At 47.8% G+C, this 8,530-nt stretch carries 9 protein-coding genes and 3 pseudogenes; 3 read left to right on the top strand and 9 right to left on the bottom strand.

What is annotated here, in order from left to right; translation table 11 throughout:
- Nucleotides 1-75: 75 nt before the first annotated feature.
- Nucleotides 76-162 (top strand): annotated as a pseudogene (locus tag ABZJ92_RS19380) (protein YdjO); the annotation flags it as partial.
- Nucleotides 163-165: 3 nt separating this feature from the next.
- On the opposite strand, the pseudogene tcyP reads toward ABZJ92_RS19380, so the two are convergent.
- From tcyP to hxpB, 3 genes and pseudogenes are all read right to left on the bottom strand, one after another.
- Nucleotides 166-1,556, bottom strand: a pseudogene (gene tcyP / locus ABZJ92_RS19375) (cystine/sulfocysteine:cation symporter).
- Nucleotides 1,557-1,688: 132 nt separating this feature from the next.
- Nucleotides 1,689-2,279: a metal-dependent hydrolase gene (locus tag ABZJ92_RS19370; RefSeq protein ID WP_001297653.1), complete on the bottom strand. Its 591-nt coding sequence runs from the start codon at nucleotides 2,277-2,279 to the stop codon at nucleotides 1,689-1,691.
- Between the two features lie 162 nt (nucleotides 2,280-2,441).
- Nucleotides 2,442-3,110: a hexitol phosphatase HxpB gene (gene hxpB / locus ABZJ92_RS19365; protein ID WP_000106834.1), complete on the bottom strand. Its 669-nt coding sequence runs from the start codon at nucleotides 3,108-3,110 to the stop codon at nucleotides 2,442-2,444.
- A gap of 146 nt (nucleotides 3,111-3,256) precedes the next feature.
- Between hxpB and ABZJ92_RS19360 the strand changes: the two genes are divergently transcribed.
- Nucleotides 3,257-3,793 carry a YniB family protein gene (locus ABZJ92_RS19360; RefSeq protein ID WP_000222164.1) on the top strand — a complete coding sequence of 179 codons (537 nt, stop codon included), beginning with the start codon at nucleotides 3,257-3,259 and terminating at the stop codon, nucleotides 3,791-3,793.
- A gap of 40 nt (nucleotides 3,794-3,833) precedes the next feature.
- Here the strand turns inward: ABZJ92_RS19360 and ABZJ92_RS19355 are convergent, their stop codons facing one another.
- The 3 genes from ABZJ92_RS19355 to pfkB form a co-directional block, all read right to left on the bottom strand.
- Entirely contained in the window at nucleotides 3,834-4,694 is an 861-nt protein-coding gene (locus ABZJ92_RS19355; protein ID WP_353765457.1) for a fructosamine kinase family protein, read from the bottom strand.
- 105 nt (nucleotides 4,695-4,799) lie between these two features.
- The gene (gene ghoS, locus ABZJ92_RS19350) at nucleotides 4,800-5,090 is read right to left on the bottom strand and encodes a type V toxin-antitoxin system endoribonuclease antitoxin GhoS (protein ID WP_000146138.1); all 291 of its coding nucleotides are present in this window, start codon (nucleotides 5,088-5,090) and stop codon (nucleotides 4,800-4,802) included.
- A gap of 100 nt (nucleotides 5,091-5,190) precedes the next feature.
- Nucleotides 5,191-6,120 carry a 6-phosphofructokinase II gene (pfkB, locus tag ABZJ92_RS19345; RefSeq protein WP_000251735.1) on the bottom strand — a complete coding sequence of 310 codons (930 nt, stop codon included), beginning with the start codon at nucleotides 6,118-6,120 and terminating at the stop codon, nucleotides 5,191-5,193.
- 286 nt (nucleotides 6,121-6,406) lie between these two features.
- Here pfkB and ABZJ92_RS19340 point away from each other — a divergent pair, with 286 nt between their 5' ends.
- On the top strand, nucleotides 6,407-7,165 hold the full coding sequence (locus ABZJ92_RS19340; protein WP_000771396.1) for a DUF481 domain-containing protein: 759 nt from the start codon (nucleotides 6,407-6,409) through the stop codon (nucleotides 7,163-7,165).
- A gap of 52 nt (nucleotides 7,166-7,217) precedes the next feature.
- Here ABZJ92_RS19340 and yniD read toward each other — a convergent pair whose 3' ends face one another.
- The 3 genes and pseudogenes from yniD to ABZJ92_RS19325 all read right to left on the bottom strand — a co-directional run bounded on the left by yniD (nucleotide 7,218) and on the right by ABZJ92_RS19325 (nucleotide 8,528).
- Entirely contained in the window at nucleotides 7,218-7,325 is a 108-nt protein-coding gene (gene yniD / locus ABZJ92_RS19335; protein WP_001142445.1) for a small membrane protein YniD, read from the bottom strand.
- 171 nt (nucleotides 7,326-7,496) lie between these two features.
- Nucleotides 7,497-8,466, bottom strand: a pseudogene (gene espL1 / locus ABZJ92_RS19330) (type III secretion system effector EspL1); the annotation flags it as partial.
- A 5-nt stretch (nucleotides 8,467-8,471) separates the two neighbouring features.
- On the bottom strand, nucleotides 8,472-8,528 hold the full coding sequence (locus ABZJ92_RS19325; protein ID WP_003032489.1) for an IS1 family transposase: 57 nt from the start codon (nucleotides 8,526-8,528) through the stop codon (nucleotides 8,472-8,474).
- Between the last annotated feature and the right edge of the window lie 2 nt (nucleotides 8,529-8,530).

The following is an 8,530-nucleotide window of genomic DNA, read 5'->3' as shown; positions in this document are numbered from 1 at the left end:
TGATGGAAATGGAAGCCACGCAAGCACCTTAAAATCACCATCATACACTAAATCAGTAAGTTGGCAGCATTACCTAAATATGAGTCAGTATGCATCGCCGCGATGGAACATTTAAAAAGTAAAGCAACGGCCCCTATACAAAACGGACCGTTGCCAGCATAAGAATTAACGGTGTGCCAGTTCGGCGTCGTCTTCGCTATCCAGAATGGCTTTATCGGTTTGCTTCAGCCACTGGCTGGTCAGCGTGCCAGCTGTCATCGAGCCACTAACGTTTAGCGCCGTACGGCCCATGTCGATAAGCGGTTCAACGGAGATTAACAGCGCCACCAGGGTTACTGGCAGGCCCATCGCAGGCAGCACAATCAGTGCGGCGAAAGTTGCACCACCACCGACACCGGCAACGCCTGCGGAACTAACGGTAACAATACCGACCAGCGTCGCAATCCACATCGGGTCCAGCGGGTTAATGCCAACCGTAGGCGCAACCATCACCGCAGCATTGCCGGATACAAACCGGCGCAGCCGTTCTGACCAATGGTTGCACCGAAAGAGGCGGCGAAACTGGCGATGGATTCAGGAACGCCCAGACGACGCGTTTGTGCTTCCACATTCAGTGGGATAGACGCAGCACTGGAACGGCTGGTAAAGGCAAACGTCAGCACAGGCCATACCTTACGGAAGTACTTCAGCGGACTCACGCCATTAATGCCCAGCAGAATGCCATGCACAGCAAACATAATCAGCAGACCGAGGTAGGACGCGACAACGAAACTTCCCAGTTTGATGATGTCTTGCAAGTTAGAACCTGCAACCACTTTGGTCATTAGAGCCAGAACGCCGTAAGGGGTCAACTGCATGACAAGGCGAACCAGTTTCATCACCCAGCTTTGTAGGGTATCGATAGCGGTTAAGACGCGTTCCCCTTTCGGCGCATCATCCTTCAGCAGTTTCAATGCAGCTACGCCGAGGAATGCGGCAAAAATTACCACGCTGATAATTGACGTCGGATTGGCTCCGGTAAGATCGGCAAACGGGTTTTTCGGGATAAAGGACAAGACCAGCTGCGGAACGCTCTGATCAGAGACTTTACCAACATAGTTACTTTCAATGGCGTTCAGACGTGCAGTTTCTGCACCACCCTGAACCAGACCTTCAGCCGTCAAACCAAACAGGTTGGTGACCAGCACACCGACCAGCGCCGCAATCAGCGTGGTAAACAAAAGCGTACCGATGGTCAGAAAACTGATTTTGCCTAACTGAGATGCGTTATGCAGACGGGCAACCGCGCTCAGAATAGAGGCGAAGACTAACGGCATAACGATCATTTGCAGCAGTTGAACATAGCCGTTACCAACGATGTTAAACCACTGTACAGAATCTTTAAGTACCTGGCTGTCAGAACCATAAATGGTATGCAGGGCAAGGCCAAAAACCACACCCATCACCAGACCCACCAGCACTTTTTTCGCCAGACTCCACTGTTTATGGCGGGTCTGAGCCAGCGCAAACAGCAGTACAACGAACACCACGATGTTCGCAATTAATGGAAAGTTCATCCCCGTTCTCCTGATCTTATTATTTCTATCACTGCGTAGCAGTCATAGTGTTGGCGCAAGATTAACAGAACTGTGAGCTGGCTCTTATATTCAAATGGAATTGCTTATTCCAGAAAGGTGATTTTTGCCTTTTTAGTATTCAACCTGATGCTTAATAAGCCGATGAAACTGGATCTGCAAGGTATTGATCATTTGCGATGACCAACGAACAGCGCTGTTCTCGGGTAATGAATGGGGCATCCATACCGACCAGACAAATAATGCCATGCAGATAAAACGTTCCAGTTGGTTGCCCTTTTGGGGAACCAGGATAGGCAAGCGGAAACGCCAGCGGCATGGCCAGAGCAGGGGAACACCGGCGGGTGTCAGCATATCGGCAAGTATGTGGCTCAAATAACCCAGCACCATTCCTTGTAGCGCATCAGCCGGAATGAACCAGCCTTCCGGAACCTTAAGGTAAAAGGTTGCCAGCAGCGCAAATACCGCCAGCAGACTGTGGGTAAAACCACGATGCCCAAAAGCGCGGGCGATCGGTTTTGATATCCATTTTAATCGCTGCCCAAGAAACGACTTTGGGTGATCGATGTCCGGTAACAAACACGTCAGGATTGCGGAAGGGACAATATGCCACCAGTCACCCTGTGCCAGCACGGGCGTCAGCTCGGCATTTTTGGCAAATACCGCACAAGCAATAGAAAAGAGAAGGTGACCTTCCGCCGTCATGATAAAACTCACTAAACTGTCGATACGTACAGTATAGGATTTTTATACAGTGCACGGAAGTGGTGACGGTGTAACTCTTTCTCTTAAATTGACGATTAATCCGTCAGTTGAATGCAAATTCAGATAAAGAACCAGGGGCAGCGTGATCACTGCCCCTGGTCATTAACCGAGAAGGTCTTTTGCGGTGAGTTCTGTCAGCGATGAGAGTTTGACGTTTGCTAATACAAAACGTGGATCATTTTGCGCTTCTGGCGCAGGAACGACGATGGAACGCATGCGGGCTGCTTTAGAAGCGATCATGCCATTTACCGAGTCTTCCAGCGCCACGCAGGTCAGTGGGTCAACGCCCAGTTTTGCTGCGCAGTCGAGATATACTTGCGGATGCGGCTTGCTGTAAGGCAGTTTTTCAGCCGAGGCGAGGGCATCGAAACTGTCGCGTAAGTCAAACATGGTCAACACTTTTTCCAGCATATGTAGTGGTGACGCGGAGGCCAGTCCCACCAATAAACCTTGTTCTTTGCATAACGCAACAGCTTCGCGCACGCCTGGTAATAATGGACGTGTCTCTTCAACCAGTGAAATGGCACGGGCAATAACCCGTTCTACTACTTCCTGACGGCTTGGCCCATTCCACGGTTGCCGGGCGTACCAAAGATCGACCACCATATCGATGCGTAAACCTAAGGTGTCCGGCAGCTCGTTACGACGGGAGATATCTACCCCCAGGCTTGCCATCACATCCAGTTCGGCTCGATCCCATAAAGGTTCTGAGTCGATAAGTAATCCATCCATATCAAAAATTGCAGCAAGAATCTGACGCGGGGTTGACATTACAACCTCTCCTTTAGAGCATTATGTGTAAGGTATTAAGCCGTGCTTATGATTAAGCGCCTATCATATCGCCTTTAAAGAATGGGCGAAAACAGATATCTACAGGTAAACTAAGTGAAACGACGCGTCTTAATCAAGGAGAACTCATGACGTATCAACAAGCTGGACGCATTGCTGTTTTGAAAAGGATTTTGGGTTGGGTGATTTTTATACCTGCATTGATCTCTACATTGATTTCTTTGCTGAAATTTATGAATACCCGGCAGGAAAACCAGGAAGGCATTAATGCGGTCATGCTCGACTTTGCTCATGTCATGATCGATATGATGCAGGCGAATACGCCTTTTTTGAATCTGTTCTGGTATAACTCCCCGACCCCTAATTTTAATGGTGGTGTGAACGTTATGTTCTGGGTGATTTTCATCCTGATTTTTGTCGGACTGGCGTTGCAGGATTCCGGTGCCCGGATGAGTCGCCAGGCGCGCTTCTTGCGGGAAGGTGTTGAAGATCAACTCATTCTGGAAAAAGCCAAAGGGGAAGAGGGGCTAACGCGTGAACAAATTGAGTCCCGTATTGTTGTTCCGCACCATACTATTTTCCTGCAGTTTTTCTCACTATATATCCTGCCGGTTATTTGTATTGCTGCAGGTTATGTGTTCTTTTCTCTGCTTGGGTTTATTTAATCAAAAGGCCGCACGGAGCGGCCATTATCCTCAACCCATATCATGCTGCTAATAATCTATCCAATGACTGCTGAGCAATAACCAAATGCTGACCGCCAAATAATCTTGCACGATTTAACAGCGTGTAGAGTTGGTAAACCGGTTGACGTTCAAGGAAATCGGCAGGTAGCGGGGATACTGACTGATAGCCGTCATAGATTTGTGGCGGCTGTTCAGTATGCAGCGGTAACATCGCTAGGTCGCACTCTCGGTCACCCCAGTCGCAGGCAGGGTCGAAAATGTACGGGCCATCCGGACCCAGCGCACAGTTGCCGGACCATAAATCGCCGTGCAACAGAGAAGGCTGCGGTTGATGCGAGGCCAGACGCTGCTGAATATGCTCGACGATGGCGTCGATATTGCCGAAAGCGATCCCTTTCTCTGCTGCCAGTTCCAACTGCCAGCCAATCCGTTGTTCAGCAAAAAACGTTGACCAGCGACGTTGCCAGGTGTTGGGCTGTGGAGTTGTGGAGAGCGAGTTATCAAAATCGAGGCCAAATTGTGGTTGGTCACTCCATTGATGTAAACGCGCAATTTGCTGACCAAGAATAAATGCGCTATGCGCATCCAGCGGACGAGGTGGGAGATAATCCATCACCAGAAAACTGTAGTCACGGTCAGCGCCTACTGCCCAAACCTTAGGCACGGTGACGGTTTTACTACGCGACAGTAACTCCAGTTGGTCGGCTTCGGCGGTAAAACCGGGAAGCCGTTCCCTTTCATCACATTTGACGAAAAAGTCATGTCCTGCATAGCGCAAATGCCATGCGGCATGGACTTCTCCGCCAGGCAGTTCATTACGCAGTTCGATTTCGCCTTCACCTAACTGCTCGCTCAAAAGACGACTGATTGCCTGCCACATGATGTCTCTCCCATGTTGTCTGCCAGATCATAAGGTTAGCGCAAGAATGCGGTGTAAAAACACGAGCTAACGCACACCACAGACTGATTATTGCCCAAAAACCATTTATTTTCTGTTGCTATTCCATTCCTCCCAGGTCGTGATGGTGATTTCAGGATCTTTGCCGGTTGCACTTTGGGTAAGCCCCGAAACCAGTTCTCTAATTTCTTCTTCACTTTGGGTACTGATAAGTCCAAAAGTGTTAGTCCCCAGCTCATGGATATTTCCCTCATCATCCGTCATGGTGAGCAAAAAACCGTCGCGAGTCAGGTAATTATTCAACTCGTTAATTTCAGTCAATGTATCCTCATGCAACATGACGGTTATGACATAATGGACAAGATCGCCACTGGCCATAGTTCACCCCTTTGTTATCACATGACTTTTGAGCATAGTCGGAGAAACGCGTTGCCGACAGGTTGGTGGTGATTCCCCCAATGCTGGGGGAATGTTTTTGTTAGCGGGAAAGGTAAGCGTAAATTTTTTGCGTATCGTCATGGGAGCACAGACGTGTTCCCTGATTGAGTGTGGCTGCACTCCCCGCAGCTACGCCAAAACGGACCATCTCTTCAAGAGAGGCATTTTCTGCCAGTTTCAGTGTCATCGCGCCGACCATGCTGTCACCAGCGCCAACGGTACTCTGGCTTTTCACCGGTGGTGGCACCACCTGAATGCAGTTTTCACTATCGACACCCAGCGCTCCTTGTGGACCAAGGGAAACGACAACCCGTTTGGCCTTGCCGCTATTAACGATTTCCTGCGCGGCTTTGCGGACATCGTCTGGCTGGGTGAGTTCGCGATTCACCAGCGCACTGAGTTCTTTTTGGTTAGGCTTAACCAACTCGATGTTACCAATCGCCAGTGCTGCACTTAACGCTTCGCCAGAACTGTCGATGATGCAGCGGATCCCTTGGTTTTGCGCAGCGGAAATCAGTTGGGTTAATTTTTCCAGCTTCACACCTGGCGGCAGGCTTCCGCTTATGACCAGGATGGCCCCGGATTCAATTTCCAGAACTTGCTCTTCAAGCTGGCGAAACTCATCTTCATTTAATGCCGCGCCTGGCATAACAAAACGATACTGTTCACCGCTTGCTTCCACATGTACGTGTAAATTCTGCCGGGTCCAGTCTTTGGCTTCTACAGTAGCGACGGGGACATTTTCATCCGCCAACAGTGAAACCAGGTGTTCGCCGGTCGCGCCACCCGCCGGGAAGATCGCTGTGGCACTGCCTCCAAGATGGGCAATGGCGCGGGCGACGTTGATGCCGCCGCCCCCGGGTTCGAACACCGGTGCGGTACAGCGCAGTTTTCCTTCGGGATAAATTTGCGGGGTAATTGTTGCGCTATCGAGAGAGGGCGCAAGTGTCAACGTATAGATACGTACCATCATTTCCTCCTATAGGCTGATTTCAGTCTGGCACCGAATCAGCGGAAAGTGAAGAAATTAACAATATGATTTATTAGAGCTTTATTTAAAATTTTGCAGATAAATATATATAAATAAAAATCTGTTTTCGCCACATGCTTATTCAAAAAATGAAATAAGAATACATTGCTAAGTTATTCGCGCCTTTTTATAATTCGTTACCTTTCCAGGGACGCTAATCTTTGATCCTTAAGAAAGTTTCCGGGACCGCGATGGTCTCTTTTTTTGTTGTACGGACTCTTGATAAATGAAGCTTTTGAAGACAGTTCCTGCCATCGTTATGTTGGCGGGGGGCATGTTTGCGTCACTGAATGCAGCTGCCGATGATTCCGTTTTTACTGTCATGGACGATCCTGCCAGCGCTAAAAAACCTTTCGAAGGTAATCTGAACGCAGGATATCTTGCACAATCAGGCAATACGAAAAGCTCCTCACTTACGGCTGACACCACCATGACCTGGTATGGACAAACCACTGCCTGGTCGCTGTGGGGGAACGCCAGTAATACTTCTTCTAATGATGAGCGTTCTTCAGAAAAATATGCGGCGGGCGGGCGTAGCCGCTTTAATTTAACTGATTATGACTATTTATTTGGTCAGGCAAGCTGGCTGACAGACCGTTATAACGGCTATCGAGAGCGCGATGTGTTGACCGCGGGTTATGGTCGTCAGTTTTTGAATGGCCCGGTACACAGTTTCCGCTTTGAATTCGGTCCAGGTGTGCGTTACGACAAATATACCGACAATGCCAGTGAAACCCAGCCGCTGGGCTATGCCTCCGGGGCTTATGCATGGCAGTTGACTGACAACGCTAAATTTACGCAGGGTGTTTCGGTCTTTGGCGCGGAAGACACAACGCTGAACTCCGAAAGCGCATTAAATGTTGCTATTAATGAACATTTTGGACTGAAGGTGGCTTACAACGTCACATGGAACTCTGAACCTCCAGAGTCTGCACCGGAACATACCGACCGTCGGACAACCTTATCGCTGGGCTACAGCATGTAAAATTATCTGCCGGACCGTGTTATGCGGTCTGGCTGTCTTCGTTTGTCACTGCTCAGCCCCAAATCATTGCTGCCCAACGTAGCAACAACATAGCGCCACAGATTGCCAGTAGCACCACCACCATCTTCCAGTGTTTTTTATCAAAGCGTTTAGTCGGCATACCAGTGTCCTGCATATCTCTTGTGCGTGATAACGGAGTGTAACAAAAGGGACAGGCATCAAGGGATTTTTTGTTATTACAGCCGTCGGGTGGCGTTGTGCACATGGTCACTGTTTCTGCGTTTTATGAAAAAAATAAAATTATGTATCGATATATATCGTAAATAGCTGGTTATAAATACGTCTTTATTTCATCAGCACTAAAACTCAGGCTTTGGCTGATGACATTTATAGCAGCATAATATGTTTCTACAGTTTTATAATGCTTATGATGAATGGCTATATGAACAGCTGACATGTTGTCATGATTTTTAGCGGCCAATAGTGTAAATAACTGATGTTGACTAAAAGAATGTTTTTTTGCAAAAGCACCCAGCGTCGATATATAAGATAACACGACGTCTTCATTACCCTTGCTCATGGCGATGTATAATGCAGGGGTTCCCTGTGCTGTAGCTCCTTTTAATAAATCCATGATGTTAGCTTTGCTCAACTTGTATTTAAAGGCGATGCCATTAATTTTAGAGAGGAACCGTGTGACACACAAAGGGTGATTATTTTCCATTGCGGCGTATAATCCTGGCTCACCATCATGTATTTTCATGGCTAAAATACTCATCACCAGTTTTTTGTTTAAAAGCTCTTAGTGCTATTGGAGTGGCTAATGTATTCAGAAAGATATCGATTATTTCATCGAATCCATACAACATGGAGATATAAAGTCCAGGTGTTTCGTTAGCACTTTTAGTTTGCAGTAATTTAACCAGATTATCTTCATGAATGATGTGATTATCTACCAGTGACTGAATTTCTTGCATAAATATTTTCACGTTGTCAGTATGTCCGTTCATCATAGCCAAAAATAAAGCAGGTGTACCAACGCTATTCTGCGCAGTTATTATTTCAATGATTTCTTTTTCAGGGAGTATGGGCAACTGTTTGAATAATGTAATAAGCTGTTGAGTCTGGCCTGTAGCCATTATTAACAACATTGCCGATGGATGTATAGGGGCAAATGGCATTCGTGATGCAATACCCGCGAAAATAGCCCCTAGAACTCCCACAGGTAATAGGGGCAGAATAGCAATTGCACAGTTGCGAACATACCTATCAGCCCAGGTCTGAGCATCGGGGTAATGACTCCAACTTACTGATAGTGTTTTATGTTCAGATAATGCCCGATGACCTTGTCATGCAGCTCCACCG

This window comes from Shigella sp. FJ200513, from assembly GCF_040495915.1.
Taxonomy (GTDB): domain Bacteria; phylum Pseudomonadota; class Gammaproteobacteria; order Enterobacterales; family Enterobacteriaceae; genus ECMA0423.
Note: the sequence above shows the minus strand (reverse complement) of the source record. Positions and strands in the feature narration are given on the sequence as shown.

Excerpts from the sequence above, each read along its gene's own strand:
- ABZJ92_RS19355 (WP_353765457.1), bottom strand. The coding sequence starts at position 4,694 with ATGTGGCAGGCAATCAGTCGTCTTTTGAGCGAGCAGTTAGGTGAAGGC.
- yniD (WP_001142445.1), bottom strand. The coding sequence starts at position 7,325 with ATGCCGACTAAACGCTTTGATAAAAAACACTGGAAGATGGTGGTGGTG.
- pfkB (WP_000251735.1), bottom strand. The coding sequence starts at position 6,120 with ATGGTACGTATCTATACGTTGACACTTGCGCCCTCTCTCGATAGCGCA.
- hxpB (WP_000106834.1), bottom strand. The coding sequence starts at position 3,110 with ATGTCAACCCCGCGTCAGATTCTTGCTGCAATTTTTGATATGGATGGA.
- ghoS (WP_000146138.1), bottom strand. The coding sequence starts at position 5,090 with ATGGCCAGTGGCGATCTTGTCCATTATGTCATAACCGTCATGTTGCAT.
- ABZJ92_RS19370 (WP_001297653.1), bottom strand. The coding sequence starts at position 2,279 with ATGACGGCGGAAGGTCACCTTCTCTTTTCTATTGCTTGTGCGGTATTT.
- ABZJ92_RS19360 (WP_000222164.1), top strand. The coding sequence starts at position 3,257 with ATGACGTATCAACAAGCTGGACGCATTGCTGTTTTGAAAAGGATTTTG.
- ABZJ92_RS19340 (WP_000771396.1), top strand. The coding sequence starts at position 6,407 with ATGAAGCTTTTGAAGACAGTTCCTGCCATCGTTATGTTGGCGGGGGGC.